Below are 26,531 nucleotides of genomic sequence, written 5' to 3' on the forward strand. Positions count from 1 at the left end.
AACGGCCCCGATATTGTTTCTAGTGCAGGAAGAGTGGTTTGCGCCTAGCCTGTCACTCAATTCAAATACAAGCGGTTAAGACAACGATTTTAAAATAGCGCGTTAACACTCAGTACTAGCGCTTCGTTTTAAAAGAATAAGGCCTCCCATGATTGAGGCCTTAAACGTTAAGGGAATACTATGGACAATATCCTCAGCCTGACTAAAGACAATATTCAGCAAGTGGTTGATGCCTCGATGCAGCAGATCGTGGTGTTAGCATTTTGGGCACAGCCGCAGGAACAAAGTGTGGCTATGCTGCACACCTTAGAGCAAATTGCCGCGCAAAATGCGGGTCGATTCGTGCTCGCTAAAGTTGACTGTGAAGCAGAATTAGAAATTGCCAATTACTTTCGCATTCAAAGTCTACCGACCACGTTAGTATTGGATAAAGGTCAGCCTGTCGATGGTTTTGCTGGCCTGCAAGATGCGGCGCAAGTCACAGCCATGCTGGATAAACATTTGCCGCCTATGTGGCAGTTACAGTTAGCACAGGCCAAAGCATTACTCGCCCTTAGTCAAGTGAGCGCAGAGGATCTTGCCACTGCTGCCGTGTTGCTTAAAGACGCGCATGTAGGCTCAAATCAGGCGGGTGAGGTGAGTTTAGTGCTCGCCGATGTGTATCTGATGCAGGGCGAATTAGTGTTAGCGCAAGCCATGCTTGAGAAAGTCGGGCTTGCCGACCAAGATGGTTACTACCAGAGTTTAAAAGCTAAGCTCGCACTTGCCCTTGATGCGGCGGATACCCCTGAAATTCGCGATTTACAGCAAAAGTTTGAGCAAAATCCAACAGATTTAGTGTTATTACTCGAACTGAGTAAGGCATTGCATGCCGCCCACCGCGATGATGAAGCATTAGATCTGTTATTCGGTGTGCTCAGTAAAGATTTAGGTGCTGAAAATGGCACAGTAAAACAAGTATTTATGGAAGTATTAACGGCACTTGGCCAAGGTAATCCCATAGCCAATCAATACCGCCGTAAACTCTATACCTTGCTCTATTAATGATAAAAATGCCTAAGGAACGGCAGTTTATTTGCGGTTTCTGAGGCTAAAGTCGAAGCTAAAAGCCTTCTCAATGGCGGCCAGATGTGCGAAGATCGCCGCCCTAAGAAGAATATCAATGCGAAAAGAGGACTCTTGAGATGCGCATTATCCTATTGGGCGCCCCAGGTGCCGGTAAAGGTACCCAGGCCCAGTTCATTATGGAACAGTATGGTATCCCACAAATTTCCACTGGTGATATGTTACGTGCCGCGGTAAAAGCCGGTACTCCACTGGGTTTGGAAGCGAAGAAAGTGATGGATGCTGGTCAACTGGTTTCTGATGATCTGATCATCGGTCTGGTTAAAGAGCGTATCGCACAGGAAGACTGTGTTAAAGGTTTCTTGTTAGACGGTTTCCCACGTACTATTCCACAAGCGGATGCGATGGCGGCAAACGGTATTAGCATTGATCACGTGATTGAAATCGATGTGCCAGACGAAGAAATCGTTAAGCGCATGAGCGGTCGCCGTGTTCACCCAGGTTCTGGCCGTGTTTACCATGTGGTTTTCAATCCACCTAAAGTGGAAGGTAAAGACGACGTGACGGGCGAAGATTTAGCTATTCGTCCAGATGACGAAGAAAGCACAGTGCGTAAACGTCTTGCGATTTACCACGAGCAAACTAAGCCGCTGGTTGAATACTACGGTAAAGTGGCTGCAGCTGGTCAAACTCAATACAACAAGTTTGACGGTACTCAATCGGTTGCGGCCGTGAGTGAGCAGCTTGCCAGCGTGTTGAAATAACCTAAAAAGCTTAATTTACGAGAACGAGTTCTCATATTAGAAAAAAGCCTGCCGATGCAGGCTTTTTTTATGAGCATCTGAATGTTAGCCTCCAAGTGAACTTCATTAACCATGAGCCTAACGTTGAATCCTTCCCCTGCTTTTGGTGTGTTATTGGTTAACCTCGGCACGCCTGATGAACCTAGCCCTAAGGCCGTAAAACGATTTTTAAGGCAGTTTTTAAGTGATCCGCGTGTCGTCGATTTATCACCGTGGATTTGGCAACCGCTGCTGAACGGCATTATCCTCAACACCCGTCCGGCTAAAGTCGCCAAACTCTACCAAAGCGTGTGGACGCCGGAAGGCTCACCCTTGATGGTGATAAGTGCACGCCAAGCACAAAAGCTGGCGGTGGACTTAAGCGCCACGTTTAACCAGACCATCCCGGTTGAACTGGGCATGAGTTACGGCAATCCCTCCATCGATGCGGGATTTGAACACTTGAAAGCCCAAGGGGCTGAGCGCATTGTTGTGCTGCCTTTGTATCCCCAGTATTCCTGCTCGACTGTGGCAAGTGTGTTTGATGCCGTTGCCCGTTATCTTAAAACCGTGCGTGACATACCTCAGGTTCGCTTTAATAAAGACTATTTTGACCATGATGCTTATATAGCGGCGCTGGCACACAGTGTGACGCGCCACTGGAAAACCCATGGGCAGGCCGATAAGTTGCTCTTGTCATTTCATGGTATTCCACTGCGTTATGTGAAAGAGGGCGATCCTTACCGCGAGCAGTGTTTTGTCACGGCTAAACTGTTGGCGCAAAAACTTGAGCTGAGCGAGTCGCAGTGGCAAGTGTGCTTCCAATCGCGCTTTGGCCGCGAAGAATGGTTAACGCCCTACGCCGATAAATTACTGTCCGAGTTACCTGCGCAAGGGATCAAAAGTGTCGATGTGATTTGCCCTGCGTTTGCGACCGATTGCCTCGAAACCTTAGAAGAAATCTCCATCGGTGCTAAGGAAACCTTTTTACATGCGGGTGGCAGCGACTATCGGGTTATCCCTTGTTTGAACGACGATGAGTTACACATTGAATTATTACGGCAATTAATCCAAGAACAAGCGGTATCTTGGGCCCATACCCAAGCCACCTGAAGAGTCGAGTTTCAGAGCGCCTAGGGTGATTCAATTCAAGGCGCATCAATGACAGAATGTCGGCCACCTTTTGAATTGATGCAACACGGAAGTGGAGTGCCCTAGGCGTTCCGTCCCGGCGGCTGATGTTATTCACGGGGGTAACGCACTTTATACTGTGTTGACTATTTTTAACTTAGCCCACTAGGTCTGCAAATAACCGCAATCGCCATGGATGGCGTGAATGACATTTATGCAGGAGCAATAAATGGCCTTGCCTAAACCATTCCGTTAACTTCAGCCGCTGAATCCTACATCTTCAGGTTGTTTGGGTATTGGAGCACTGGCTTCGAACTGATTTTGTGATAGAATCTGCGCCCTTCCGGCTAAGGGGTGGTTTTTTTGTCTCGCTAGCCTAGACTCAATATTTTTAGGATGCTGCTTGGCTTGACCGCCTCGGCAGACGCCAATTAGCATGGATGCCAGGAAAAGAGAGCCACTATGAAGTTTCCCGGTCAGCGTAAATCTAAACATTATTTTCCGGTTAAAACCCGAGATCCGCTGCTTGAACAGCTGACTCAACAGCCTCAGCCGTTTGCGACCTATATCAGCGGTATTGATCAAACTTTAGTGGATATCGAAGCGAAAGTGGAGGACGAATTGCTGAGCCGTTATGGCTTACCCAAAGGCAATTCGACCCTGATCAATGATGAACAGGCTCACAGACTCTACACTGAGTTAAAAATTCATGGTTTGATTAGCGATGAATTTGCTGGTGGCACTATTGGCAACACAGTGCACAATTATTCTATTCTGGCCGATGACCGTTCAGTGCTGTTTGGGGTAATGAGCCAGAATATCGAAGTGGGCAGTTACGCCTACCGCTATTTATGCAATACCTCTTCTAAAGTCGACCTTAACTTTCTACAACCTGTAGATGGTCCTATCGGTCGCTGTTTTACCCTGATTTCTGAGTGCGGCGAGCGAACATTTGCAATTAGCAAAGGCGCGATGGATAAACTCACACCTGAATTTATCGATAAAGACGTAGTGCAGGGCAGTTCAGCCTTAGTGTTGACTGCATACTTAATGCGCGCCAGCGATGGCGACCGTATTACCGATGCGGCCATGTGCGCTATCGAATATGCAAAAGCTGCCGAAGTGCCCGTGGTATTAACCTTAGGCACGCGTTTCTTGATTGAAGAAGACCCGCAATGGTGGCAAAACTTCATCAAAGAACATGTCACCATTTTGGCGATGAATGAAGATGAAGGTGAAGCCCTAACCGGTTCACGGGATCCTCTGCTCGCCAGTGAAAAAGCTTTGGAATGGTGTGACATGGTATTAACCACAGCGGGTCCAATCGGGCTTTATACTGCGGGTTATACTGAAGATTCTGAAAAGCGCGAAACCGTTCATACCCTGTTGCCGGGCGCGATTCCTGAATTTAACCGTTATGAGTTCTCCCGTCCAAAGCTTAAGAATGACTGTGAAACACCAATCAAAGTGTTTGCCCACATTTCACCTTATATGGGCGGTCCAGAAAAAATTGGGAATACTAATGGGGCAGGTGATGGTGCATTATCGGCGTTATTGCACGATCTGGCGGCTAATACTTTCCACAAGACTAACGTGCCAGGTTCGAGCAAACATAAGCGCGATGGCCTGTGTTATTCCTCGTTTTCTCAAGTATGTAAGTACGCTAACCGCGTCGCCTATGAAGTATTAGCCCAGCATAGTCCGCGTTTATCCCGTGGTTTACCTGAGCGCGAAGACAGCTTAGAAGAATCCTACTGGGAAAGATAAGCCAGTACCTGTATTGGTATTAAGCTGACTGATTTACGCTAGGGCAATAACGGCAAACCGTTGTTGCCCTTATTTTTATGGCGTTTATCAACAATCAATCGGCCAAGCGCTAATTTTAACTACAGGCAGTTGCGAATAAATGTTAACGTTAGTCGGGTTCAGATAGTCCAAATACAGCGATTATTTAAGGTGGAATTTTCGGTGAAAGCGCAAATCTTAAGAGAAATGAAGGTACTCACGGCCATAGAGCCAGAGTTCGAAGTGCAACGTCGGGTCGCGTTTATTAAAACCAAACTAAAAGAAGCGCGCAGCAAGGCATTGGTATTAGGGATCAGCGGTGGGGTGGATTCTTCTACCGCTGGGCGTTTGTGTCAGTTGGCGGTGGACAGTTTAAACCACGAAAATAGCCAAGGCGGTTACCAGTTTATCGCCGTGCGTTTACCCTATCAGATCCAAAAAGATGAGCATGAGGCGCAATTAGCCTGTCAGTTTATTCAGCCCTCTAAATTGGTCACAGTGAATGTTCATCAAGGTGTCGATGGCGTGCACAGCGCTACCGTCGCCGCATTAGCCGAAGCCGGATTGCCTTTGCCCGATGTGGCGAAAGTGGATTTTGTGAAGGGTAACGTTAAAGCTCGTATGCGGATGATCGCCCAGTATGAACTCGCTGGACTCGTGGGCGGGCTTGTGGTTGGGACAGATCACAGCGCCGAAAACATCACAGGTTTTTACACTAAGTGGGGCGATGGTGCCTGCGATTTAGCGCCTTTATTTGGTCTTAACAAGCGCCAGGTTCGCCAACTCGCCGCGTATCTTGGTGCGCCAGAGTCTTTAGTGCATAAAGCGCCGACCGCGGATCTAGAAGATAATAAACCGTTACTCGAAGATGAAGTCGCACTTGGGCTAACCTATGCCCAAATCGATGATTTCCTTGAGGGTAAAGATGTCGACAAGGCGGTTGAAGACAAGTTGATTGGTATTTATAAGGCGACGCAGCATAAGCGTAAGCCTATCCCAACGATCTACGACTAACGCTAAATCGTACACGAATAAGCACTCGTTTGAACTCAGTTCACGAGTGCTTTTTTGTGTCTTTTCTTACCTAGTGACTGAGCTTGCGGCAGCCTTTACAGCTGTTGGCGTCGCTGTAGCTAGGAAACTGGTAGCGATTGTTCATTGAAGCTGACTATCTTGCTGAAGCATCTCATAGAGGGATGTTGCAGAGGAATGTTGCTTAGACCTGTGACAGTGGCATCTGGTCGCAACATTTAGCAGCGGCATCTTGTTGTAGGGATAATGGAACGGCTAAGTGTTGGCGTGTCAGGGCGATCAGTTGGTTTGGGTACTGGCGATAATCCAAATAGGGCGTGAGTAAACAATGCTGCCCCTGCGAAGATGGAAGCGTCATCGCGGTTATGGATTTGTTTTGGGCAGTTAAATGCTGTGCACGAGTATCGCTTGCAGACATGGTGAGTCCTAAACACTTTGCAGCCACTTGCCCCGCGATGAGATGGATCTTCGTGTTTGCCATCAACTCAGTGCCGCCTATGCAGATCAGTTCATCTTGCTTGAGTAACACTTGGTCACGATAGCTGCGCCAATCCTCTCCGACCGCGCTGATTTTTGCCATAATAGTGAAGATCTTACGCCAATGATTGCCATTTAACGCTATGAGAGCCCCGACAGCGTCTGGCTGAGTGTAATGCCAGTTGTCAGGTATTAGTGGCGCTGTAGGAAGATAGTAGGCGAATGTAGCGTGTGGATTACCGATAATCATCGAGGGCGTATAAGTTTCGTTGGAATAAGACTGCTTTGGATCCTAACCCGATTAAGGTCTATGCGGCTAATAAAATTGCGCGGCGGATATCTTGCGAGTGACTGAATTTGCTAGCGATGTCATTGGGTTGAAATTGAATAAGAGTGACTGAGTTTAAGTGACACTGTTTAGGTGATTAAGTTTAAGTGACTCTATTCAGGTGATTAAGCTGAGGTGACAACATTGTGGGCTTATGGCAGTGGATATTATTGTGGTAAAAAGTTTGAAGGATGTTTTTTTCTAACCGTATAATTGGCTTGCTCATTTTATCTTATTGTTTTCTAGGAACAGCCATGAAGGCCATCATCATAGGTTCGACAAAACACCTATTCTTAGCCGCATTGTATGCGAGCATTGGCATAGCGCTGGCGTTACTCGCGACCGGGATTTACTTTCTCAATGCGCGTCCCGAATTGTCACTTTGGCATACGGTCGAGCTAGAAAATGAGTTCCATTACAATACTAAACTCGCTAATTTTAATGAGTACTTAGCGCTAGAAGAGCGCTTATTCGCCGAAGTTGAGCGCAAAGTCGTCCAAAAAATTCCTGCCAATGAATTTTCTCCCGTGAACCGCTATGTCAAAAATAGTTTATCCGATCCTGCCCATTGGCCCCAAAATTGGAATCGCAGTTATGAATGGCCCAAAGCCGATGCCGAGTTTGGGATATTGCTGCTCCACGGCATGTCAGACTCGCCCTATGCCTTATCCAATGTGGCAGCGCATTTTAAAGGTAAAGCCCATGTTCTGGGTTTAAGACTTCCAGGACATGGCACGATTCCGAGTGGCTTAACAGAGGTTTATTGGCAAGATCTCGTCGCCGCGGTAAATTTAGCGACGGCGCATATGCGGCAAACACTGGAGGGTAAACCGCTATTTGTTGTGGGTTTTTCGACCGGTGCCGCCATAGCACTAAACCATGAGTTAGAGCGTATTAGTCAAGATAAAACCCCAGATTATGCTGGGATGATTTTTATCTCTCCCGCCATAGGGCTAGCGCCATTAGCGGCGGCCGCGCGCTGGCAGAGTTGGATAGGCCGATTGCTAGAACTGGATAAACTGCAGTGGAACAGCATTCAAGTGGAGTACGATCCGTTTAAATATACTTCTTTTGCGGTCAATGCGGGCGATGTGGTGTATCAATTAGCGCTACGTAACCAAGGTTTATTGGCTGGGTTAACTTTGCCGCAAAGGGCACAAATCCCATCGATGCTCACTTTTCAGTCGGTCGTGGATGCAACCGTTTCAACTTCGGCGGTGGTGAATAATCTGTATCAAACGTTACCAGAAAAAGGCCATGAGCTCGTGCTGTTCGATATGAACCGACTCGATGTGAATACCAAAATGGTGTCCAATGATCCGTTAGCAGGCTTGCTGTCGAGCATCAATAGCCCTGCGCAGCATTATCGTGGCACTGTGGTGGAAAATATCAGTCATGAAACCACGCAAGTTCAAGCGCGCAGCTTTGGTTTAGATGCGCTAGGTAAAGTGGTCACAGAAGGTAAGGAAGTGCGCGCATTAGATTTGTATTGGCCCGCTGGCGTGTATTCCTTGTCCCATGTTGCGCTCCCCTTTGGTGTGGATGATGGCCTCTATGGCGCAGTTATTCAGCCTGATTTACATCGGATCCAAATTGGAGCCTCAGCTTCGCGGGGGGAGCGCGGTTTATATAGCGTGTCGGCATCGGAAATGTTGCGCCAGAAATGGAATCCCTTCTTCCCGTATCTACTCGAGCGCATGGATGAGTATCGACTCGCGCATATGCACTAGGATTTTGTGCTTGATTAACCGCTCAGCTAATCTGGCCTAAACCTTCTTTACCTTTGAACGACTGCCTCTTCAACAGCTTTCTCCTAAACAAGCGCCAGTTAAACAATCAGGCTGCAAACAACCCGATCACGCCCCTGTTCCTTTACAAGATACAAGTTATTGTCGGCTTGCTTAAGCCAGTGCTCTAAAGAGTCGCTATAGGTGGCATTGGCAATCACAGCGCCAATACTCGCCGTGACATTGAAGCTTCGATTATCTTGCGGATTGATGATCACAGTATCAGCGAGTTGCTGTTTAAATTCATTAAGATGTGCTTCGACTTTCAGGGCATTACACATAGGCAAAATCAGTAGAAACTCTTCGCCGCCGTAGCGGGAGATCAAATCAATATCTCGCTTGAAGAGCGAGGTTAAGAGTTCAGCAACCACTTTTAAACACTCGTCGCCGCCCAAATGACCATAAGTATCATTGATTTGTTTGAAGTGGTCCAAGTCCATTATGGCAAGTGTCATGGCATCTTGACCCCGTTCACACATCTGTTGGATGAGCGGGAATTGGTGTTCGGTATAGCGGCGATTATAGAGATTCGTCAGCGGATCGCGCTCGGCTAAATCCTTTAATTTCACATTAGCGGCCTCTAAATCTTGGGTGCGCTGCTGTACTTTTTGTTCAAGTTCTTGTTGGTGTTCGAGTAAGGCTTGTTGGTTCGAGGCTAAACTTTCATACAAGCTATAGATTTCTTTAGGGGTGCTTTTATCGAGTAGATCATGCTCAAACTTCTCGTCACTGGCTTTTTCTTGCTTAGCGGGACCGAAATGCTGCGCTAAAAGCGACAGAGGTTCGGTCAGTAACTTACTGATGGCTTTAGTAATAAAAAAGGCACCGACTAAGGAGCAAAACAGCAAAATTACCGTGTTGACATATTGGCGCTCAGCCAGTTTTAGAAGCGGCACAAAAGGTTCTAAAACATAGAGTTGCCACCCATTGTTTAACTTATGCTGGGCATAGATATACTCAGGAGTATTTGAATCTAGGTTATGCAGGTTCATCAGTTGAAGCCGGGCGCGATAAATCTCACTGCCTTTGCTGAATGACAAGGGGGTGAGCGGTGCTAGTCCTAACCCTTCGGAGGCATAAATCAGATTATTGTTCTCATCTGTCAGTAAAATAGATTGCTGCTCATGGTGCAGGTTTTGTTTATCTATGCTAGAAAAATAGCGTAAATCTAAGCTGCCTTCGACGATCCCTCTGGCTTGATTGGGATCATTTTGACTAAAAATCGGGGCACTAATGGCAACGATCACGTCATTACCAAAACCTCTGCCGATAAACGCAGGTGATACAAAAGTTTTATGGTTATAAAACGCTTGGATAAAGTACTCCCTATCGCTCACCGAAGAAATGTCAGAGAGACTGTCTAATTTTACTATATTGGCCATCGGACTGGCAGCGAGTAAGTTGCCTTGCTCATTAGCTAGTAACATGGTTTTAAAGCCTTGATTACTATCGTGTACGCTCGACAGTAATGCCTGCCACTCATTGATATCTGCATTCGACAGGCTCAAAAACTTGGCTGTGCTAGAGATGACTTGGGTGTTGTAAGCGAGATAGTTGTCGGTTGCATGGCTCAAATGGGTTGCCGTATCGTCCAGATTGCGATTAATCAACACCTGTTGTTTATCAATGAAAAAGTGATTAAAGGCTAAGGACGAAACTAATAAACTCACAGTAATGATTAAGGTAAACAAGTAACTGAGCTGCGAGCTAAAAGTGCGCCGGTTAAGATTGGTCAGCTTGCCTTTAAAATGCCATAGGCTTGGAATAGCAACCACACAGAGTTCACCAATTGCAGCGTAAATCATGCCATTAACGGCTTGTTTTATCGCAGTAAAAGGAATATGGCTGGCGGGCATTTTAGCAATGACAGCCACATAAATGGCTAACAGCGGGATCCCCAATAATACCCAATAACTCACACTGGCATAGAGTATTTGAATGTCTCGGCGCCTTGCCAAACCAAGCCATAATGCCTCGAGTAAAAACAGTAAATACACGTGTGGACTCGACCACACGATCATGAGTCCCGTTGCGGTAAATAGGGCGGTGATCAACGCATACCAAGGTCCTAAGAGTATTGCCACTATCACCACGGCCACGTTGCCGAGAATCAATTGCACATTAGCGAATAAAGGGATGGGAAAAAGATTCAGGACTAAGCCGAATACACCCAGAATAATGGCCAGTCTGAGATGGGCGGTTTGGAAGGCGGGTAAATGCAAAGAAAAGTCCCTTTGAAAATTTGCTTGTGTTAACTGTCTGTGATTATGGCACAAATAAACCCAATGCCTCTATCCCAGATCTTCAATTGGAGCCCCCAATATAAAGCCATAACAGAAATGAATTTGTAGAAACTGATTCTGGGAACGGATTAAAGAAACTAGTTATTGGGATGAATTATTGAGACGAATAGTGCCACTGCTTTATCTAGGTAAACATAGGCTGAATTACTGGTCAGTAACAGACTGATGATTAGCAGGGTCAATGGATGAGGCCATTTCCGAACGGTTATCGACGAAAATTGTGTCATTCAGAACATAAACTAACCAGTCGATCAAAGAGATGTAATGAAGCCCTTGCGCAGTTGCAAGGCAATTGCTACAGTTCTGGCTCACTTAAGATAAACCCCATAAACAGTATCTTAAGTGATGAGTGATTGAAAAAATTAGCTTGAAATAGCCACTAAGTTATAACGGACTAAATCAGCACTGATAATACATTCACTTAAAAAATTTCGGTATGTAGCGCAGCCCGGTAGCGCACTGTCATGGGGTGTCAGGGGTCGGAGGTTCGAATCCTCTCATACCGACCAAATTCATAAACAAAAAAGCCTGCAATCTTAATCAGTTGCGGGCTTTTTTGTGTCTATAATTTGGCTTTTTACTGCTTAGAGGTGGTGAAACTGTGGTGAAATGGGGGTGAAACGGGTTTCAGAATTACAGTGGTCAAGTGCGCTGGTTGCATTAGTTTTATTAATGGCTGAATTTAATTTCAGCGTGAGGTACTTCGGTCCATTGCAGATGATCCCGCACATAGATTTTGGTGGACTTAGCATCGGTGTGAGCCATTCGGCCTTGAGGATCAACACCCATATCAGAAAACAATCTGGCGGAAAGCGCACGGATCTCGTGGAAGGTAGGCCGCTGGCTCATTTCTAAATGATTGAACAACGCTAACTCATCCCTTAATGCTGAAAACGCTCTGCTGAGATAATTAGGATCGAGCTGATAGCGGTGATCAGTCGCTTCACTTTGCTTATTGTGTTTGTCTGGTCGGCGATGAACCACATAAGGACAAAGCACTCCATCACGACTTTTATCAATAACGGCCTTTAATACCTCACCGATAGGGATTGCCACATGGCTGGCTTCTTGCTCTTCCACTTTTTGGCGATGAATAAATAATGTGCCGTAAATGCCATCGACAGGTTCATCAAACCATAGGCAACCACATTGGCCTTCCTTAGGTTTTTTAATGCTGTATTTTATCCGCGATACTTCAAGGCGTGCTTGGGTTGATTGCAAAGCAAGGTCCATCGCCGTTTGTAACCACAGTGGCGCAGCAGCATGGATTTGTTGATACACTTCAAAGCTTAAGCGTTGGCGTTCCTTACCTTTGGTTTTGCGTTTTTTCATCTTTCGAGAGGCCGGATTATCTAACATGATGGACTGGTCGATCGCGTAGTTAATCAGTTTCTCCAAAAATCCAAGTTTGCGGTTATGCACATTGGGGCTGGCATCAGGATGGTATTGGTTTAGATAGCCGTTGATGTGCTCAAGGCTAATATCTTGGCTGCTAACCTCAGCAAAATAGGTTTTAACCCGTTCGGCATCGTTGCGCATAGTGCTGCCCAGTTGCTTACTTGGCGCTTCCTCTTTAAATATCAACTCTAAAAGGCGGTCCACATGGCTGGCAAAGGACAGTCCATCAGCTTGAGGTGAGGCGCATGAGGCTTCAATCAATTGATCCACCGTTAACCCAACGGTAGGTCGCATAATGCGGTTGTACTCAACCGCAATTTGAATCGCCTGCACTTTATCTTTACCTAATGTTTTGCGAACACCATTTACCAGCGTAAAGCGGTAAGTGCCCTTGGAGCTATCAAACATTAGATGCTGAGGCAGATTTTTATTATGCGACTTTTTTGGGCGTACCATGTTAATTACCTTGAGGCTGCAATTAAATCAGACACCGCGCTGCTAACGGCGGGCGCCACACCAAAGTGCTGGTCTTCGTAAACATAGACCTTGTTATCTACAATGAGCCCGCGAATCACTCCACGTAAAATCCAACCTTTAATGGTACGATTTTGAGGCGCGGAATTGGCTGCAAACTCACGTTCAGACCACTCACTGGCCCTCATTAGTTTGGAAGGTTTTTTAAATGACATATTAAACTCCACTTAATTCAATTCGTTAAGGTTATCTGCTTTTAAACTCATCCTATCTAATCGAGCAATCACTGCTTGCTCACGTACTTGAACAGTTGATAGATCAAACTCAGGGCGATTACTCAGCATTGCCACTTGTTGCTCGAGCTCGACAATTCTGGCTTTAATCTCAATGTTCTCAGCGATAGCTAGGTTAAGTCTGTCATTCATCGTCATTCTGCACCTACCTGCGTTAAACAACCTTCATCCTCATCTTCTTGCCATTCACCTGAGTCGATTAATGCTTTGGTGCATTGACTGCAAATCTGATGGGTACTGCCGCAATGTTCGACAAAGGTTGGTCTATGCGCTTCACAGAAATAACCCTCGCAGCTGATCTCATCTTCGCCATGCATACCACCACACGCATAAGAAAGGCCGCGGTCGATTTGTTTGTGGCAACCCGGATGATCACAGGTTGCTTCGAAGGCATAACCAATGGGTCTGCCGTTACTATCCTCACCACAATTTGACCAGCTCATTGCTTACCATCCTCAATATAACGATGAAAATCATCCTCGCCACACGTTGCAAACTCCTTTTCGCAATGCGCCCATGAACAGACAAATTCGTTTTCGCATAGATCTGATGCGTAAATCGTATTTTCACCGCCACAGTGTGGACATGAAACTATTAGCCCAGCAGGCTTTGCCATCTTCTTCATTGTTTACCACCATTTGTAACGCTTTTTTCTTGGCCGCAAATTTTTAGAAGCTCGTTCGCATCAGTTATTGCACTCTCGATTCCTAGGCACTGTGGATAGTCATTACTTAATACAAATAGGTTTGGCAGTGCTTGTGTAGATATGAAAGTTTTGAGCTTATCCACCTGCATCGCCAGCTGGCCGCGCTCAGCTGTTAGAGTGTCAATTTCTTGCGCTGCCTCAGCCGCAAGAGCCTTTTCACCACGACGAGATAAGTCATCTTGATCTGTAGCGAACTGCTTTAGCCGTTCAGATAGTGAAAGCTGCTTCATGCTGCTTCCTTATCTTTCGGAGCGAAGAACAGCGCGACGGGGCCATCTTCGGTGTCGTGGATACTCAGCAAGAATGAGCCGGCCTTGTCGCAAACGGGTTGCCAATCGCTGATATCGGTGTCGCCCTCGTCAAAGTAGCGCTCGATCAGATTTTCAGGGGCATCGAGTTCAAACCAAATCGCCACAAACTCGCCGCCTTGGCGTGCCGCCCATGCTTCACACTCAACACGGGTTACCCCTTCATCCCACTCGGGCAAATCGGGATGGGTCCAATAACCTTCTTCACGTTCTACGCTTGCTGCTTGTATTGGGTTCATGCTGCTTCTCCTTTTATCCTGAGTTTTGATTCTGCGTTGAGTGCGAATACTTCGGCGTCGGCTTGGCCGAAGTCGCTGCACTCGATGGCGTTAAAAGACTTACAAATGCCCCAGCCGTGGTAATTGTTGGGGGTGTACTTCACTTCGATTTGTTGCTGATCGCACATCAAGGTGGAGTAGGGCTTAGATAACGTGACCACGCCATCTTTAGTGCTAAACGTATTCATGCCGCCTCCTTGTTTTGGTTGTCGCTTGCTTGGCTGACAGGTTGGTGGCAGGGTAGGCGCATAGGGTGATATCGGTACGAATACACTATGGTGCGGCTAATGCCCTTGGCTAAGTTGGTTAAGCCGTTGCCCAATGCTTGCCAGTACAGGCAATCTAACGCGCCGAGCGCCAGCGCGATTTTGATGCTGTCGCCCGTTTTGGCCTTGAGTAACAGGCTTAACTTATGGCTGCGATAATGATTTAGCAGATGGCGAAACGCCGCTGATTGAGTCATTTAGGCCACCTGCTTCGGTTGCAAAGGGCTTGTTTGCAAAGGGCTTAATTGCAGCTTGGCCCAGTCGATGGCTTTAATGGCCTCGACCGTAGCGGCGATTTGCTCTAGCTTCTTTTGCCCGCGCATAAAGTTCGACAGTTCAATACCGTGGCGAGCCGCCGCACGTTCGGCGGGCAGGGCGCTGGTGTAATGCAGCGTTAACGCGGCAATCACCTCGGGTGAACTAATGCGGGTAAGCGATAGCAATAACGCAACGCGCTCTTGTGATTCAAAGCCTGGGAGTAAGTGGTTCATGCTGCACCGCCTGTGGTACTGATCACCCTGAACTCGACCACCCACACCCACGGGTTAGCATCAACGTTGTGATAGATTTGCTCCCAAGTGCGCAGGAATGCGGTGCGCGGCTTCTCATACCAGCCCGCCGATTTCGCCGCGGCAGAGCATGAATGATCAAAACCCTCTTTTATGGCATCGTCTTCTGAGATCTCATTTAATCGCTCAACCCGAACGGCAGTGACTTCAAGCAGAATGCGCGCCGCCCAGCGTGGCATGTGGATAGACGGAATAAACCCGCGATACTCAGCGCCACGATAATCAAAGTCTTCATCACCCGTGCCCGCTGTTAATCCGCCACAGACATAATGCAAATCAGGCCAGTGTGCTTTGGTCATTGCCTCACGCACCCACAGCTGATCACCAAGCGTGCCGAACGGTGAAACAAACGCGCAATCTTCACTGCTAACCCCAAAAACATCATCATTTGCGGGTTGATAGAATCCGCGCTTATCAATGACTGTCGGTGTATACCATTCGGCATTTGTAGAAAATGGCGCCCATTCATCATGCGGCTGAGCTTTAAACACTCTCCGCGTTTGGGTTTTACGGCCATCAAGAATGGCGCGCACCATTTCGGTGTTGAAGATAATAGGGCGCTGTTTCATGCTTTCACCTCTGCCTTAGTCAGTGACAGGATCCAGTTGCGTAGCTCAATCATTTGAGGGCACAAATACATTGACGCGACATAGGTATATAGATGTGGGTAATCATGTTGCTTACGCCTGATAAACCAATTCGCATCGGCTTCGGTGAGGCAGGATTTAATGACCTCTTCAATTTCTTGAAAGTGAAGTTTGGTGAGGTTTGATGGCAAATCGTAATGATCTGAATCAACATCAAAATCTTCGATAAACGCTTGAGTGAATACGTCGGCAAATGATTCGATTTCATCGTGATAAGATTCGATCTTGTCGTTCTCGAATAACCACGTTTTGCACCATTCGGCATCATGCTCTAGCAACCATTCAGCAAGGTTACTTTTATCGCCATCATCAGAGCGATAGAGCGTTGAATAATCACCATCTTCCCCGTAAAAAATCTCCCAGTGATGTTCGTTGTAGTCTTTTTCGGTGAGCAAATAGCGCTTGCAGCGCACTTGCCAGATTGGCTCCGCAGTAATGCGATTATCTTGTTGGTGCATTTGCTGAGACATTTCAAGCAAGAATGCGGGGATTTCGATGTGTTGGCTCATGCTGATTTCCTTATCTTTTAACCAAGAAACGGTGCAAACCTTTGGCGGCACGAATGGCGACAGTGCGGTCGGTGGTAAACTTGCCACCGGGCAACATCCAACCTTCCTTAAACGCGACGATATGGCCAACGCCGATTTTGATATCGCTGTGTAGCGGTTTGTCATCAGTTAACATGCTGCTTTCCTTCTCTCGTCATCACACTCAGCCGAGCTAAGCTGCGGCTTCGCCGTTAAACACCACCAGATTGATGATGGGTTTCTTGGTTTTGGGGTTCACCTTGTCCGACAGCTTGTGATAGCGAATATGCACATCGCGGTGGGCTTCTTGGGTCATGGCTAACACGATATATTGCTGGCACAGCGCGGGCGTCGATAACGAATGCGACAGGCGTTGTGGCTTCATGGTTTCAAACAAGTGCTGCGCCATATCATTCAACTTAGCTTGGTACTCGTCGGGGCTCAGTTGACGGCGGTTAGGGTGCGCGCCCACTGAGGTGCTGCACTTTTTGGCCGCTTGATTTTTCGCTAAGGTCATGGACACGCCGTAAACAAAAAACATAAATGCCTCCAACAAGGTGAAACTGTCGCCGTTATCGTTATCGGGATATGGACCATCACCCCTTGGTTGCTTTGCTTTGGCTGCTTTGCTTAGATAGCCTAAATCGTGAATGTTCGCGGCGGCTCTGCGGCTCTACTGCGTTAGTGGCCGACGGGCGTGGCTGTCGTCATCGTGTGCAGCGGATGCACATTAGTGACGGCTTGCGAGTCGTTACGCCACACCATCACCTTGCCGTACAAACCTTGTTGGGGCTCAGTAAAGCGCAGGCAGAAGTTCAGCCCGAGTTCGCCCGTGTGGCGAATAAACTGGCGGTAAAAGGCAGGGCTAGGGTGGTGATAGGCAAAATGCTTGACCAGCTCGGCGCAACGGACTTGCACCCGTGGGCAATCCATCGGGTCGGTGTGGCCCTTGGCTAGCGCCATCAAGCAGGCAAAACGTATTGCAACCAGTAGACGAAACTCATCGCGTTGCTTAGGTGTGGTGTGAACTTTCGCTAGAATCATTTCCTTGTCCTCGGCTGTCGAATTTTAAGTTGTGTTGATCTAGATTAGTTTTAGCTATACCAATCATTCGGTTAGCTTTGTGTTCAAGCAAAATTTGACAAATGGCAGTGTTAAAACAGTTCCCGTCAATGCCGTCAGAACGGAGCATGGTTGAACGTATTACTGATCACTTGCACAGTTAAGCCACTTTTGGTTCTGATTGGTTAAATCTTATTGGTAATCTCCATAATAATATAGCTAAAGCTATTCGAGGTGTAAATACCCAAAGCAATAAATATTGCTTTGGGTATTATTGTTTGTCCTAAAAAGTGATTTATTTTTCGTTTGGTAATGAATTTTATGGAAGAGGTGGTGGTGAGTTGATGTCAGTTTTACGATTTAAAAAATTAGGCCGTAAAACACAGCAGGGGGATGTATAAAAACCGCCATAGAGGTTTTTATACATATTACGTTTATGCAGCAGTGCTTAAAATGATGCTCGCAGCTTCTTCTATAGAGTAAACGGGTTGAATTTTTACATCATAAGTATCAGCTAAATCTTGAAGTGTTAAAAAAGCACTGTGTATTGTCTGAATATTCTTATCACTGTATGCCGGGTCATCATCCGTCGGGCGGAAAATTAGCATCTCATGACTGTCGCGCTCAAAAAAGTTCCCATGTTTTTTTATGAGTGATAAATCGCTAATTTTTGCCTTACTATCAATAACTAAAGTGTTTAAATTCTGGGGAAAAAGCTTCCCTGTATTAATAGCCGCCGTATCACTTAGGTAGAAGATTTTGGCAGGTCGATGTCCATCTTCAAAACTATAGTTTTGATTGAAAAAAATCTGCCTTCTGGGGTCTTTACTAAGTACTGCATCAATTAGCTGGGTAGACCATTTATCTTTTCCAATGTCTGATTTTAGTGCGATGCTCTCAGCTTCATCATGTAATGATGACAAGCTTGATGATAATGATACAGCTTGGCGTAAGATGCCTGCTGTTGTAGCTGAGGCTGCTGCTCTTTCGATACCAAGTGTTATACCAGAAACTGGAGCAACCCAACTATGAAATTCTCCAGTTCTTTTTAAGTGCTGTTCAAGGCTATTAGCTATCATCTCGACCATCTTATTAAATGATGGAGCTTTAGCATCATACATGGCATCAACAACTTCTTTCCTGATAGCAGGCTTTACTAATACATTGCCAGTGGAAGTTATTGTTGCAACGATAATAGTCAAACGTTCGCCTGAACCCAAGATAGGCTCTAAATATATAGATACCCACTTTGCTTTGATGGAAGGCAATGGAGGTACGTTTTTAAGAATAAAATCAATGTTTAGCATGGGAAATTCATCTGTGTCTGCATTGGTTTTATCTGCTGATAGAGCAAATGACTTATAACTCCGATTCGTAATGCTAAGAAGTTTAGCATCTGATGTTGTGTCTTGGCGTCGATTAATGAATCGGGAATTTGATCTTTTAGCCCATCGACTACAATATGCTTTTTGGCATCAGCCCAATCTCTAGAATGCTTAACTGTAGCTTGCAGAGCAATTTCATTGTGTGGATCAATGTTTGATTTAACAACATCTAACAATTGATTTAAATAGTAATCTACCCCCCATTGGTCAAAGCCTAGCCCAGGTGGAATAGCATTTTCATGGTCGATCAATATGAAGTCTTCACCATTAAAGAGTAAATTACCATCGTGCCTGTCACCCATTGCGATTAACTCATCAAAAAGAGCCGCGTCTCTTAAAATCGGCCAATTGGTAAGTTTTTCCATTACAGTGCTATCTGTTGAGTCAATAACGTATTGGGCTAGACTGGGATAAGCTGCATCAACACTAGCAAAGAAAAGCTTGTTGTTTTCATCAAAAAGTACAACTGGCTCAGGTATTGGGATTGACAGTGCACGGCCTAAAGCTGCACATATTACTTCAGTAGAAATTTCACGGGAGGATAATTCTTTTGCAAATACGACTACTTCTTCATAATCACCATTAGAAGTCATTAATGATGCAAACCCTTTTAGAGCTTGGTGTTGACCTTCACGAATCTTTTGGCAACCGGGGAGAAGCCTTCCTATTCTTATCACGTAAAAATCCTTTTAAATTTGATAAACTAAAAATACTTACTTTTTATAAATGCTGATATGTCTAAATTCACATCATGAGCGTTCGATTATAAAAAGTAAACGTTTACCATTTGCTATACATTAACCACCACTGCCACAGTGCTGTTTTTCTTGAATAGTTCTTAATGATGCAACTGATTGTCGAAGAAGTAGAACCAATATCAGCCAGTTCAATTTGATCACACAATAACTGAATACCAGAAAACTCTACCGATTATTTCTACTGATTCAGCAGGCTTGTCCTCGGGCTCATATTCATCACTATTAAAACTCAAAATATTTAGCTTATCTGGTGAAGAACGGCGAAGTACTTTAATGCGTTTCCATCCATTCTCATTGATGGCATAAATTTTCCCATCAACAATCTTTTTATCGTTTGTATTTACAGCAACAGTTGTTCCATCAGGTATGTATGGCTCCATGCTGTTTCCTCTGGCAGGGAAACAAATCACTCCAGAACCATCCGTATTAGCTCCAACTTTACGTAGAGTTGATTTAGAGAACCTTAGCTTGAAGCCATTGTAATCCTCATCATTAAAGGTTCCATCACCACAGGCAAATTCAACGTCTCGTAAGAATGGCACTTCAACTTCGTCACTATTAATTGGGGTTGAATCATCCCAAGCTTCAAGGGTACCCCATTCTGATTTATCAGGAATCTGTTGTTGTTTGTTTGAGAGTTCACCCAACCTCATGGGTTCGTGCCCATTGAGAAGCCATTCAGGACTCACTCTCAAAACTTTCGCAATTTCATAAAGCTTTCTGGTGTTTTTAGTTTTACCTGTTGTTAGTTTCCAGACGCTTGGTTGCGCCATGCCTATAGCCTCACCTAGTGATGCTTGAGTGTAACCAGCCTCATCCATGGCCGTTCTTAATCTATCCGCAAAAGATTCATTTTTATTCATAAGTGAAATTTATAGCCATAGTTATATCTCGTCAAATATCTAAAGCTATTTACATTGGCAATACCTTTGGCTATTATTTGGTTAATTTAAATGAGTGGAGGTATTTTATGGCTGTAAAAGCTATTGCACAGGCTATAAATGTATTAGGAAGTCAGCAGAAACTTGCTGATGCCTGCAACGTAAAGCAGCCATCAGTTTGTGCATGGCTTCATGGCCGGAAAAAAGTTTCAGCAGAAAATGCGAAACGAATTGAAAAGGCAACTCATGGAGCCGTTCCTGCATACAAGATCCGCCCTGACTTGGTCGATTTATTTCCACATCCAAATGAAGCTGCGTAATCACTTCATGCTTAATAGTGGTAACTATATGAAAATATTTATCTTTATTCATCAAATACTCTCAGTTATTCGTCAGTTTTATGCTGATGTGCGAAAGCATGAAGTAGGTATGCATTCAGGAACCATGTCTAAACAGATCTTTGCACTCTTTAGCAAAGTTAAATCTGAAAATGACAATGGTTGCTTACAGCTACGTGATGCAACTTATTTTGTTCACACCATAGGCAACCACTTGAATTTAAAAGCGACTCTATCAGACCGTCAATACTACCAATCCAAACTCATTTGTACTTCCTACAACTGTAAATTAACAGAGAGAGGCTTATTAGCATGAAAACCCATTCACGAAAAAAAGATAGCCGTTTGAATTTGTTGATGAAAACGATTCATCGGGTGTTGGAGTTACCCAAGATGACGCGCTTTGCGCTGGCGATTGATTTTGTTGCGGCAGTTGAGCGCCTTGGGCTGAGTGAGGTATTAGCGGCGGAGGGCATTAGCTTTGCGAGCACGCAAGACGTGCACAACGATGCGCGAATTAATGCCCAAAAGCTGTTCCGTTGGCTTGGCCAGTACGAGGGCCAACATCCGCAGGCGGATCGCTTGTTTCATGTTGAGCAAGCACTGGTGGCGGCATTGCCCGAGCAATTGCGAGTGCAGTATCTCAACGATGTATTTGGCTGCACTGGGGTGACGGTAATAGCGGACCGCATGAATGATGGCCATGTGCTGCATGTGGCCGATATGGCGGCATCGTTAACCAAAGAGAACGCCGAGGCGCAAGTGGCGGTGATCCATTTGGGTCCGGCGCCGAAGCGCGAGCAGTTAGTGGCGGCGCACCGCGAGTTAAAAGAGTCGGCGGCAACCACGCAAGCGAGTATGGCAGCGTTAGAGCTGGCGTATCCGTATTTAGCGAGTCATGGCGGTAAGGCGGCGCAATACGCGGCCGAGAAGTGACAGCGATGCCGCAATCGAACCTTAACATCAATGTTATCGCCAGTGCTAAGACTGAGCTGCATCAGCAGTTGATCCGCTTGGGCGACATGATCGGCGACGGTTTGCACTTAGAACCCGATGGCAAATGGATTGCGAAAGAATATGTAAAAGTGGCGCGGGCGTTAGGTTATCGGCCAAAACGCGCGAATCACAGCGCACAGATTAATGCGGTGATGCTTAAGCGGGTAGCTGATGTGCCGTGTGGCCAGTGCGGTTTGGCTTTAAAGCAAACCAAGTCGGGCTCAAAACGCGCCGTGTGTGCCAATGGGCATAAGTGGCAGTTGTTGAAATGACTTGTTGGAATGAGCTGTTGAAATGAAAGAAGGAGTGAATGACATGTTCACAAATCAGTTAAGTGATAACTGGGCGCGTAAAAAACGCCGTTATCAAATTGCCCGCCACAGTTTGGCGACCGATGCGGGCTTGATACCTAAGATCATGAAGTGAGGAGGATAACGATGTTTGATCCTGAATGTTTAATTTGTTGTTTGGAGGGCGGCGCCGCGTGTTCGGTACATGGGCAAGTTGGCCGTGCTGATGGGCCTGCCGTGGCTGCGCTTACCGAGATGGAAACCGCGCAAGTGACGTTACTCATGATGCAAGCAAAGCAGTTAATGCTTAAGGCGATGGCGCTTAAATCTAAGTCGAACATGCCTAATAGCACTGAGCCTAATGTGCCTGAGCTTAGCGCGGCAACCTCTGAACGGGCAGCGTTAAGTGGCGTGAACATGGGCAAAGACATTGCCTGTTTTCATGGGCATACCACGGCGGAGTTGTTTAAGCGAACGCAGGTGGGCCGAATGGTTGAGGTGTTAAGGAACTGCGATGAATTGCAGCATAGTCGCCCCGAGCGTTGGGCGGTTATCGCGACCGACATCGTGGATAAGGCGTTGCTGGGTAGTAGCAAGCAGTTGTTGCTGCCGACGGTGAGCATCGATTGGATTATGAATTATCTGCTGATGGAAGAACAACGCGCGGAGCGTTCTATTGCGCTATTGGCGGCGGATGTAGGCGCGGCTGATGCGAGTGCGGCTGATATGAGTGCAATAGCGAAAAGCCGCAACGTGCACATTAAACGGCGTGATTTTTTTAGCCAGTTGCGCAGTAACTTGGCGCACAAGGTTTACTTGCTTGGCAGTGAAGGCGAGCGAGCGGAGGGCAACGGGGCACATTGCAGTTGACCCGTTGTTGTAGACATAAGAAAGCCCGCTGAAGTTTTGGCGACCGATGCGGGCTTAATACCTATACCTAAAGTGAGGCAATAGCATGTTACTGAAGCATGGGGTTTGCGTCAATTCGAGTTTGTGGGTTGCTCTGTTTGGGGGTGACTTATGAGCATGGAATTGATGGTAAAAGCGATGAAGGCCAAGGTGGGTAATCCACTGCGCAAGCTGGTGTTGATCAAGCTTGCTGATAACGCCAATGACCAAGGCGAATGCTGGCCGAGTTACGAGTATATTTCGCAGGCTTGTGAGATAAGCGAGCGGTCGGCGATTAACCACATTAATGCGCTGGTTGACGTCGGACTGGTGCGCAAAATTACCCGCAAGAGTGAGCATAAACGCAATACATCTAACCTGTATATTTTGGACTTTTCATCGTGTGTTCTGAGTGATAAACCTGCTCAAACCCTACCTTTTACTGAGGGTGCAGCAAATTCACCCCTAGAAAATACTCAGGGTGCAGCATATTCACCCCTAGAAAATATTGGGGGTGCGGCAGATTCACCCCTAGCCAATTTTGAGGGTGCAGCAAATGCACCCATGGGTGCAGGAGATTCACCCTCTGAGGGTGCAGGAGCTGCACCCAGAATCTGTCACTCTTTTGAACCTATCAATGAATCTTTAAAAGACTCTTGTCCAGCAACGAGTGCTAAGTCGGTTTTCAATGCGTTTTTCAAAGCCTATCCCGCCCATCGCAAAGGCGGCTCGGATTCGGCTGCGTGGAAAGCGTGGAAGGCCGAAAAGCTGACCGACGCCGATTGTGTGTTGGCGGTGACGTGGTTGAAGGAGGCTGCGGCGCTGGATACGAGTTGGGGCTTTAGCGCGAACGGCCAGTTTGTGCTCGGTATTACCAAGTTTATCCGCGAACGCCACTGGCTAACACCGTTGCCAAGACCAATGGCCGCGGCAGTTGGGCAAGTGGATTGGAGTTATGCGGTGTATGACCCAGAGGACCCCTTGATATGACGGCTAATCAAAATGCGAGCATGAAATCACTGCAGACCTTAATCCGCCAGCCGCTGGTTGGGCAAGGGCGTGTTAGTCAACCTGAGCCCACGGCAATGGACATGGCAATTGTGGACAGCGTGTTTAGCAAATTGCGGGTGTTGTTCCCGGTGAGTGCGCCGCGGCCTGAGGATGAAGCGACCCACAAAGCCGAGTGGCTTAAAACCTTGGCGGCGCAGGGGATTGCCAGCCGCGAGCAAGTGCAAGCGGGGCTGAATCGCGCCAGACGCGAGCAGGGCGACAGGCAGTTTTGGCCGACACCACGCCAGTTTGCTTTGTGGTGCCAACCGACAGCCTGTGATTTGGGGCTGCCCAAGTTAGAGGCGGCGTTTAAGGAGGCAACCCGCCATTACCATCACCCTGACAAACATACGTGGAGCCATGATGTAGTGCGTTTAGCGGTGCGCGAGACGGGCAGTTGGATGTTTGCCACAGGGCTTGAAAAGGATGTGTTGATGACGTTTGAGCGCAATTACAAAGTGCTATGCAGGCGCTTTAGCCGTGGCGAGTTGACCGATATTGAGTTGCCTAAGGCACTGCCTGAAACGGTGACGCGGCCCACTGAGGCGGCAAAGGCGAAATCAATTATTGCCAATTTACGAACCAACCTTGGGCTTAAGGGGGCAAACGATGGCGACTAAACCACTGACACAGCGCGAACGCTTAATGCGCATCATCACAGGGAAACGGTTTTGGACCCTGTTTGAAATCCAGCAAGAGAGCTTTAACCGCTTTGGGGTTCACGACAGCGAGACAGCGTTAAGTGCGCGGTTTCGGGATATGCCGATGAATCAGCGGGTAAAACGCATACGCTCGGGTACCCATCACACCTTTGAATATCGGTTGGAGGGCTAGATGGCACAGGTGATGACAGCCACAGGCGTAGAGCAAGGCAAGTTAAACGATGCGGTGTTGCGCCGTTGGTTGCGGGCAGGGATAACGCGGGACTTTCGGGATACACAATTTCCGGCGGTGCGGTTACGGGCCTCGACCGATAGACGCCAAGCCTCGGTGTATTTAGTGATGAACGAAGCGGGCAAAACCGTGTGGCAAAAGCAGGGCGTGTGGCCAGTGATGTGCTTAAAGACCTTTTTAACCGAGTTACCTAGCTTGCTCGCCAAACGCAGCATGGGCCAAACGGTAATCAGCAACGAATTTACCACGGTCGTGCAATTGCTGGCGTGGTTTGTCACCCATGTGGAGTGCAATCGCACTTTAAGCAACAGCTGGCGCAGTAACTGTAAATCGTTAGTGAGTAAACATCTCAGCGGTTGCTTTGGTGAGTTACCGCTCAATGAGCTGAACTTTATCGCAGTGGACAGTTATTTAATCAAACCCATGTTGGCGCAGGGCTACTCGGCCAATTACATCAAAGCCGCGGTGAAGGTGTTAAAACGGGCGTTATCGGTTGCCGCCGATTTACGGGTGTTAGACAGCAATAGCTTGGCGGGGTATCGGGTGCAAATGAGTTTGAAGATGCCCCCTTTGGTGGGCACGCAATTAAGCGAGTCGGATGTGGGCCCGTTATTCAGTGCCCTACGGAATGCAGCAAGACCGGTGGCCATGTTGTTTGTGCTAATGCTGATGTTCGGTACCCGCATAGGTGAAACCCGCTTAGCACGTTGGGACCACTTTGCCGGCGATTACTGGTTTATTCCGGCTGAGAATGCCAAGAACCGCCAAGAGCATCGCTTACCTATGACGCCGACAGCCAAAAAGCTCATTACCCATTACGCCCAATGGCAATACACGCATGTGGGCAAGCGGGCGTTTTTGTTCCCAGGCGAAGTAGGGCCGGTGAGCATTCGCACTGCGCAATATTGGAGTGAAACGATTCGATTTAAGGCGTTTACCTCCCACGCACTGCGCAAACTGTGCCGCACCATTATTGCCGATATGGGCGTAGATACCATGGTCGGTGAGCGAATATTGAATCACACCTTGCCGTTACTGCTGCGCACGTACGTTAACAGCACCTTAGATAAAGGCATGTTGATGGCATTAGATGCCTACCACGCACACTTAATCACACTGGGGTTTGACGATGTGGCGCCCGAGATTATGCGCCAATCGACCACTGAGACGAGTGAGCCAGACGAGCCAATGTTAGTGGGGTGGTTATGACGATGACAATTAGAACAACTAGGTTATGGACTTCACGTAGGAGGATTTATGGCTAATCGCGCCGCGGATGTATTGAAAGTAGGGCGCCGTTTACGGGGCATGACCCAAGACGAAGTGGCTGAGATTTACGGCATTAGCCGCAACACTTACCAACGTTGGGAAAATGGCCGTACGACTGCGCCCTATGACGATGTGACATCGATATGCCTTGATGTGTTTAAGCTTTCCATCGAGAAGATAAATGAGGTGGCCAATGGGCTTTAGCGATGAACCCGAGCAGAGGATGAACATTAAGGCGTTGCGGTTAGGGCTGTATCGCTGGGGCCGTTATTGGGTGTACCAAGAGTTGGGCAAGGGGTTTTCAAACCGCAGCGCCTGCGACCGTTTAGGTGAAGCTTTGGGCGGTGGCAACCTAAAGCACGAACTCAACGTGCCAGCCCACGTCGCCCATTTTGACCACCTCGTTGAGCAGTTATCCATTAACTGTAAACGCGCCATTCGTGCCCATTACCTGTGCAAAGAGCAATGGGCCTTAATGGGATTTGACAGTAAAAAGTCATACATCTTCTGGCTAAGAAAAGCCGAAATGGCACTGCTAGATAGGATGAATTAGAAGGAACGCCC

Annotated in this window: 36 protein-coding genes and 1 tRNA gene; 18 read left to right on the forward strand and 19 right to left on the reverse strand. The window is 47.1% G+C overall.

Features of this window, described 5'->3' with window-relative positions:
- Positions 1–180: 180 nt before the first annotated feature.
- From DYH48_RS07260 to nadE, 5 genes are all read left to right on the forward strand, one after another.
- On the forward strand, positions 181–1,044 hold the full coding sequence (locus DYH48_RS07260) for a co-chaperone YbbN (RefSeq protein WP_115334395.1): 864 nt from the start codon (positions 181–183) through the stop codon (positions 1,042–1,044).
- Between the two features lie 140 nt (positions 1,045–1,184).
- The gene (gene adk, locus DYH48_RS07265) at positions 1,185–1,829 is read left to right on the forward strand and encodes an adenylate kinase (protein WP_006082054.1); all 645 of its coding nucleotides are present in this window, start codon (positions 1,185–1,187) and stop codon (positions 1,827–1,829) included.
- Positions 1,830–1,940: 111 nt separating this feature from the next.
- Entirely contained in the window at positions 1,941–2,960 is a 1,020-nt protein-coding gene (gene hemH / locus DYH48_RS07270; protein ID WP_115334396.1) for a ferrochelatase, read from the forward strand.
- A 480-nt stretch (positions 2,961–3,440) separates the two neighbouring features.
- On the forward strand, positions 3,441–4,745 hold the full coding sequence (locus DYH48_RS07280; protein WP_113940875.1) for an inosine/guanosine kinase: 1,305 nt from the start codon (positions 3,441–3,443) through the stop codon (positions 4,743–4,745).
- Positions 4,746–4,946: 201 nt separating this feature from the next.
- On the forward strand, positions 4,947–5,777 hold the full coding sequence (gene nadE / locus DYH48_RS07285) for an NAD(+) synthase (protein ID WP_115334397.1): 831 nt from the start codon (positions 4,947–4,949) through the stop codon (positions 5,775–5,777).
- A gap of 202 nt (positions 5,778–5,979) precedes the next feature.
- Here the strand turns inward: nadE and DYH48_RS07290 are convergent, their stop codons facing one another.
- On the reverse strand, positions 5,980–6,522 hold the full coding sequence (locus tag DYH48_RS07290) for a DUF6942 family protein (RefSeq protein ID WP_115334398.1): 543 nt from the start codon (positions 6,520–6,522) through the stop codon (positions 5,980–5,982).
- 332 nt (positions 6,523–6,854) lie between these two features.
- On the opposite strand from DYH48_RS07290, the gene DYH48_RS07295 reads away from it, so the two are divergent.
- On the forward strand, positions 6,855–8,330 hold the full coding sequence (locus DYH48_RS07295) for an alpha/beta hydrolase (RefSeq protein ID WP_115334399.1): 1,476 nt from the start codon (positions 6,855–6,857) through the stop codon (positions 8,328–8,330).
- 98 nt (positions 8,331–8,428) lie between these two features.
- Here the strand turns inward: DYH48_RS07295 and DYH48_RS07300 are convergent, their stop codons facing one another.
- Complete coding sequence (locus DYH48_RS07300) at positions 8,429–10,663, reverse strand: diguanylate cyclase (RefSeq protein WP_115334400.1); 2,235 nt, start codon at positions 10,661–10,663, stop codon at positions 8,429–8,431.
- A gap of 459 nt (positions 10,664–11,122) precedes the next feature.
- On the opposite strand from DYH48_RS07300, the gene DYH48_RS07305 reads away from it, so the two are divergent.
- Positions 11,123–11,199: transfer RNA gene (locus tag DYH48_RS07305), tRNA-Pro, on the forward strand.
- A gap of 160 nt (positions 11,200–11,359) precedes the next feature.
- On the opposite strand, the gene DYH48_RS07310 is transcribed toward DYH48_RS07305, so the two are convergent.
- The 17 genes from DYH48_RS07310 to DYH48_RS07395 form a co-directional block, all read right to left on the reverse strand.
- On the reverse strand, positions 11,360–12,544 hold the full coding sequence (locus DYH48_RS07310; protein ID WP_115334401.1) for a site-specific integrase: 1,185 nt from the start codon (positions 12,542–12,544) through the stop codon (positions 11,360–11,362).
- A gap of 5 nt (positions 12,545–12,549) precedes the next feature.
- A complete protein-coding gene (locus DYH48_RS07315; protein ID WP_115334402.1) occupies positions 12,550–12,777 on the reverse strand; it encodes a hypothetical protein in 228 nt (75 codons plus the stop codon).
- 12 nt (positions 12,778–12,789) lie between these two features.
- The gene (locus tag DYH48_RS07320; protein ID WP_172481160.1) at positions 12,790–12,987 is read right to left on the reverse strand and encodes a hypothetical protein; all 198 of its coding nucleotides are present in this window, start codon (positions 12,985–12,987) and stop codon (positions 12,790–12,792) included.
- 2 nt (positions 12,988–12,989) lie between these two features.
- Positions 12,990–13,298, reverse strand: coding sequence for a hypothetical protein (locus DYH48_RS07325; protein ID WP_115334404.1), 309 nt, complete (start codon positions 13,296–13,298; stop codon positions 12,990–12,992).
- Between the two features lie 178 nt (positions 13,299–13,476).
- The gene (locus DYH48_RS07335) at positions 13,477–13,791 is read right to left on the reverse strand and encodes a hypothetical protein (protein WP_012088954.1); all 315 of its coding nucleotides are present in this window, start codon (positions 13,789–13,791) and stop codon (positions 13,477–13,479) included.
- On the reverse strand, positions 13,788–14,108 hold the full coding sequence (locus tag DYH48_RS07340) for a hypothetical protein (protein WP_115334405.1): 321 nt from the start codon (positions 14,106–14,108) through the stop codon (positions 13,788–13,790). The genes DYH48_RS07335 and DYH48_RS07340 overlap by 4 nt, the downstream gene beginning before the upstream one ends.
- On the reverse strand, positions 14,105–14,335 hold the full coding sequence (locus tag DYH48_RS07345; RefSeq protein ID WP_012586784.1) for a hypothetical protein: 231 nt from the start codon (positions 14,333–14,335) through the stop codon (positions 14,105–14,107). Before DYH48_RS07345 ends, DYH48_RS07340 begins: the two co-directional genes overlap by 4 nt.
- Positions 14,332–14,610 carry a hypothetical protein gene (locus DYH48_RS07350; protein WP_115334406.1) on the reverse strand — a complete coding sequence of 93 codons (279 nt, stop codon included), beginning with the start codon at positions 14,608–14,610 and terminating at the stop codon, positions 14,332–14,334. The genes DYH48_RS07345 and DYH48_RS07350 overlap by 4 nt, the downstream gene beginning before the upstream one ends.
- Positions 14,611–14,904, reverse strand: a complete 294-nt coding sequence (locus tag DYH48_RS07355) for a hypothetical protein (protein ID WP_115334407.1) — start codon at positions 14,902–14,904, stop codon at positions 14,611–14,613.
- Positions 14,901–15,551 carry an ASCH domain-containing protein gene (locus DYH48_RS07360; protein WP_115334408.1) on the reverse strand — a complete coding sequence of 217 codons (651 nt, stop codon included), beginning with the start codon at positions 15,549–15,551 and terminating at the stop codon, positions 14,901–14,903. Before DYH48_RS07360 ends, DYH48_RS07355 begins: the two co-directional genes overlap by 4 nt.
- The gene (locus DYH48_RS07365; protein ID WP_115334409.1) at positions 15,548–16,138 is read right to left on the reverse strand and encodes an ead/Ea22-like family protein; all 591 of its coding nucleotides are present in this window, start codon (positions 16,136–16,138) and stop codon (positions 15,548–15,550) included. The genes DYH48_RS07360 and DYH48_RS07365 overlap by 4 nt, the downstream gene beginning before the upstream one ends.
- A gap of 10 nt (positions 16,139–16,148) precedes the next feature.
- Positions 16,149–16,313 (reverse strand): hypothetical protein, encoded by a 165-nt coding sequence (locus DYH48_RS07370; RefSeq protein WP_012197007.1) that lies wholly within the window; start codon positions 16,311–16,313, stop codon positions 16,149–16,151.
- A 36-nt stretch (positions 16,314–16,349) separates the two neighbouring features.
- The gene (locus DYH48_RS07375; RefSeq protein WP_011847795.1) at positions 16,350–16,697 is read right to left on the reverse strand and encodes a hypothetical protein; all 348 of its coding nucleotides are present in this window, start codon (positions 16,695–16,697) and stop codon (positions 16,350–16,352) included.
- A gap of 140 nt (positions 16,698–16,837) precedes the next feature.
- Complete coding sequence (locus DYH48_RS07380) at positions 16,838–17,200, reverse strand: forkhead box protein (RefSeq protein WP_115334410.1); 363 nt, start codon at positions 17,198–17,200, stop codon at positions 16,838–16,840.
- Positions 17,201–17,652: 452 nt separating this feature from the next.
- Positions 17,653–18,525: a hypothetical protein gene (locus DYH48_RS07385; RefSeq protein ID WP_115334411.1), complete on the reverse strand. Its 873-nt coding sequence runs from the start codon at positions 18,523–18,525 to the stop codon at positions 17,653–17,655.
- A complete protein-coding gene (locus DYH48_RS07390) occupies positions 18,519–19,280 on the reverse strand; it encodes a hypothetical protein (protein WP_115334412.1) in 762 nt (253 codons plus the stop codon). The genes DYH48_RS07385 and DYH48_RS07390 overlap by 7 nt, the downstream gene beginning before the upstream one ends.
- A gap of 218 nt (positions 19,281–19,498) precedes the next feature.
- Positions 19,499–20,224, reverse strand: a complete 726-nt coding sequence (locus DYH48_RS07395; protein ID WP_115334413.1) for an XRE family transcriptional regulator — start codon at positions 20,222–20,224, stop codon at positions 19,499–19,501.
- A gap of 107 nt (positions 20,225–20,331) precedes the next feature.
- On the opposite strand from DYH48_RS07395, the gene DYH48_RS07400 reads away from it, so the two are divergent.
- From DYH48_RS07400 to DYH48_RS07450, 11 genes are all read left to right on the forward strand, one after another.
- Entirely contained in the window at positions 20,332–20,562 is a 231-nt protein-coding gene (locus tag DYH48_RS07400; protein ID WP_115336105.1) for a transcriptional regulator, read from the forward strand.
- Between the two features lie 28 nt (positions 20,563–20,590).
- Positions 20,591–20,896 (forward strand): hypothetical protein, encoded by a 306-nt coding sequence (locus DYH48_RS07405; protein WP_147287763.1) that lies wholly within the window; start codon positions 20,591–20,593, stop codon positions 20,894–20,896.
- Entirely contained in the window at positions 20,893–21,516 is a 624-nt protein-coding gene (locus DYH48_RS07410) for a toxin YdaT family protein (protein ID WP_115334415.1), read from the forward strand. The genes DYH48_RS07405 and DYH48_RS07410 overlap by 4 nt, the downstream gene beginning before the upstream one ends.
- Before the next feature lie 5 nt (positions 21,517–21,521).
- Positions 21,522–21,848 carry a hypothetical protein gene (locus DYH48_RS07415; protein WP_006083868.1) on the forward strand — a complete coding sequence of 109 codons (327 nt, stop codon included), beginning with the start codon at positions 21,522–21,524 and terminating at the stop codon, positions 21,846–21,848.
- A 165-nt stretch (positions 21,849–22,013) separates the two neighbouring features.
- On the forward strand, positions 22,014–22,736 hold the full coding sequence (locus tag DYH48_RS07420; protein WP_115334416.1) for a hypothetical protein: 723 nt from the start codon (positions 22,014–22,016) through the stop codon (positions 22,734–22,736).
- A gap of 150 nt (positions 22,737–22,886) precedes the next feature.
- On the forward strand, positions 22,887–23,744 hold the full coding sequence (locus tag DYH48_RS07425; protein ID WP_115334417.1) for a helix-turn-helix domain-containing protein: 858 nt from the start codon (positions 22,887–22,889) through the stop codon (positions 23,742–23,744).
- Entirely contained in the window at positions 23,741–24,424 is a 684-nt protein-coding gene (locus DYH48_RS07430) for a replication protein P (protein WP_115334418.1), read from the forward strand. The genes DYH48_RS07425 and DYH48_RS07430 overlap by 4 nt, the downstream gene beginning before the upstream one ends.
- Entirely contained in the window at positions 24,414–24,638 is a 225-nt protein-coding gene (locus DYH48_RS07435) for a hypothetical protein (protein ID WP_006082025.1), read from the forward strand. The genes DYH48_RS07430 and DYH48_RS07435 overlap by 11 nt, the downstream gene beginning before the upstream one ends.
- Entirely contained in the window at positions 24,639–25,907 is a 1,269-nt protein-coding gene (locus DYH48_RS07440) for a tyrosine-type recombinase/integrase (RefSeq protein WP_115334419.1), read from the forward strand. It abuts the gene before it with no gap.
- Between the two features lie 48 nt (positions 25,908–25,955).
- The gene (locus DYH48_RS07445) at positions 25,956–26,171 is read left to right on the forward strand and encodes a helix-turn-helix transcriptional regulator (RefSeq protein WP_006082023.1); all 216 of its coding nucleotides are present in this window, start codon (positions 25,956–25,958) and stop codon (positions 26,169–26,171) included.
- The gene (locus tag DYH48_RS07450) at positions 26,161–26,520 is read left to right on the forward strand and encodes a hypothetical protein (protein WP_006082022.1); all 360 of its coding nucleotides are present in this window, start codon (positions 26,161–26,163) and stop codon (positions 26,518–26,520) included. Before DYH48_RS07445 ends, DYH48_RS07450 begins: the two co-directional genes overlap by 11 nt.
- Positions 26,521–26,531 lie beyond the last annotated feature (11 nt).

The sequence above is a fragment of the Shewanella baltica genome (assembly GCF_900456975.1).
GTDB lineage: Bacteria > Pseudomonadota > Gammaproteobacteria > Enterobacterales > Shewanellaceae > Shewanella > Shewanella baltica.

What these genes read in the sequence shown, in the direction of transcription:
- DYH48_RS07440 (WP_115334419.1), top strand. Translation starts at nt 24,639, where the DNA reads ATGGCACAGGTGATGACAGCCACAGGCGTAGAGCAAGGCAAGTTAAAC.
- DYH48_RS07410 (WP_115334415.1), top strand. Translation starts at nt 20,893, where the DNA reads ATGAAAACCCATTCACGAAAAAAAGATAGCCGTTTGAATTTGTTGATG.
- DYH48_RS07295 (WP_115334399.1), top strand. Translation starts at nt 6,855, where the DNA reads ATGAAGGCCATCATCATAGGTTCGACAAAACACCTATTCTTAGCCGCA.
- DYH48_RS07310 (WP_115334401.1), bottom strand. Translation starts at nt 12,544, where the DNA reads ATGGTACGCCCAAAAAAGTCGCATAATAAAAATCTGCCTCAGCATCTA.
- DYH48_RS07385 (WP_115334411.1), bottom strand. Translation starts at nt 18,525, where the DNA reads ATGCTAAACATTGATTTTATTCTTAAAAACGTACCTCCATTGCCTTCC.
- DYH48_RS07315 (WP_115334402.1), bottom strand. Translation starts at nt 12,777, where the DNA reads ATGTCATTTAAAAAACCTTCCAAACTAATGAGGGCCAGTGAGTGGTCT.
- DYH48_RS07345 (WP_012586784.1), bottom strand. Translation starts at nt 14,335, where the DNA reads ATGAATACGTTTAGCACTAAAGATGGCGTGGTCACGTTATCTAAGCCC.
- DYH48_RS07350 (WP_115334406.1), bottom strand. Translation starts at nt 14,610, where the DNA reads ATGACTCAATCAGCGGCGTTTCGCCATCTGCTAAATCATTATCGCAGC.
- DYH48_RS07365 (WP_115334409.1), bottom strand. Translation starts at nt 16,138, where the DNA reads ATGAGCCAACACATCGAAATCCCCGCATTCTTGCTTGAAATGTCTCAG.
- DYH48_RS07260 (WP_115334395.1), top strand. Translation starts at nt 181, where the DNA reads ATGGACAATATCCTCAGCCTGACTAAAGACAATATTCAGCAAGTGGTT.
- DYH48_RS07280 (WP_113940875.1), top strand. Translation starts at nt 3,441, where the DNA reads ATGAAGTTTCCCGGTCAGCGTAAATCTAAACATTATTTTCCGGTTAAA.
- DYH48_RS07325 (WP_115334404.1), bottom strand. Translation starts at nt 13,298, where the DNA reads ATGAGCTGGTCAAATTGTGGTGAGGATAGTAACGGCAGACCCATTGGT.
- DYH48_RS07320 (WP_172481160.1), bottom strand. Translation starts at nt 12,987, where the DNA reads ATGAATGACAGACTTAACCTAGCTATCGCTGAGAACATTGAGATTAAA.
- DYH48_RS07360 (WP_115334408.1), bottom strand. Translation starts at nt 15,551, where the DNA reads ATGAAACAGCGCCCTATTATCTTCAACACCGAAATGGTGCGCGCCATT.
- DYH48_RS07380 (WP_115334410.1), bottom strand. Translation starts at nt 17,200, where the DNA reads ATGATTCTAGCGAAAGTTCACACCACACCTAAGCAACGCGATGAGTTT.
- DYH48_RS07405 (WP_147287763.1), top strand. Translation starts at nt 20,591, where the DNA reads ATGAAAATATTTATCTTTATTCATCAAATACTCTCAGTTATTCGTCAG.
- DYH48_RS07335 (WP_012088954.1), bottom strand. Translation starts at nt 13,791, where the DNA reads ATGAAGCAGCTTTCACTATCTGAACGGCTAAAGCAGTTCGCTACAGAT.
- DYH48_RS07420 (WP_115334416.1), top strand. Translation starts at nt 22,014, where the DNA reads ATGTTTGATCCTGAATGTTTAATTTGTTGTTTGGAGGGCGGCGCCGCG.
- adk (WP_006082054.1), top strand. Translation starts at nt 1,185, where the DNA reads ATGCGCATTATCCTATTGGGCGCCCCAGGTGCCGGTAAAGGTACCCAG.
- DYH48_RS07415 (WP_006083868.1), top strand. Translation starts at nt 21,522, where the DNA reads ATGCCGCAATCGAACCTTAACATCAATGTTATCGCCAGTGCTAAGACT.
- DYH48_RS07445 (WP_006082023.1), top strand. Translation starts at nt 25,956, where the DNA reads ATGGCTAATCGCGCCGCGGATGTATTGAAAGTAGGGCGCCGTTTACGG.
- hemH (WP_115334396.1), top strand. Translation starts at nt 1,941, where the DNA reads ATGAGCCTAACGTTGAATCCTTCCCCTGCTTTTGGTGTGTTATTGGTT.
- DYH48_RS07400 (WP_115336105.1), top strand. Translation starts at nt 20,332, where the DNA reads ATGGCTGTAAAAGCTATTGCACAGGCTATAAATGTATTAGGAAGTCAG.
- DYH48_RS07375 (WP_011847795.1), bottom strand. Translation starts at nt 16,697, where the DNA reads ATGTTTTTTGTTTACGGCGTGTCCATGACCTTAGCGAAAAATCAAGCG.
- DYH48_RS07290 (WP_115334398.1), bottom strand. Translation starts at nt 6,522, where the DNA reads ATGATTATCGGTAATCCACACGCTACATTCGCCTACTATCTTCCTACA.
- DYH48_RS07340 (WP_115334405.1), bottom strand. Translation starts at nt 14,108, where the DNA reads ATGAACCCAATACAAGCAGCAAGCGTAGAACGTGAAGAAGGTTATTGG.
- DYH48_RS07425 (WP_115334417.1), top strand. Translation starts at nt 22,887, where the DNA reads ATGAGCATGGAATTGATGGTAAAAGCGATGAAGGCCAAGGTGGGTAAT.
- DYH48_RS07435 (WP_006082025.1), top strand. Translation starts at nt 24,414, where the DNA reads ATGGCGACTAAACCACTGACACAGCGCGAACGCTTAATGCGCATCATC.
- DYH48_RS07450 (WP_006082022.1), top strand. Translation starts at nt 26,161, where the DNA reads ATGGGCTTTAGCGATGAACCCGAGCAGAGGATGAACATTAAGGCGTTG.
- DYH48_RS07370 (WP_012197007.1), bottom strand. Translation starts at nt 16,313, where the DNA reads ATGTTAACTGATGACAAACCGCTACACAGCGATATCAAAATCGGCGTT.
- DYH48_RS07355 (WP_115334407.1), bottom strand. Translation starts at nt 14,904, where the DNA reads ATGAACCACTTACTCCCAGGCTTTGAATCACAAGAGCGCGTTGCGTTA.
- DYH48_RS07430 (WP_115334418.1), top strand. Translation starts at nt 23,741, where the DNA reads ATGACGGCTAATCAAAATGCGAGCATGAAATCACTGCAGACCTTAATC.
- DYH48_RS07395 (WP_115334413.1), bottom strand. Translation starts at nt 20,224, where the DNA reads ATGAATAAAAATGAATCTTTTGCGGATAGATTAAGAACGGCCATGGAT.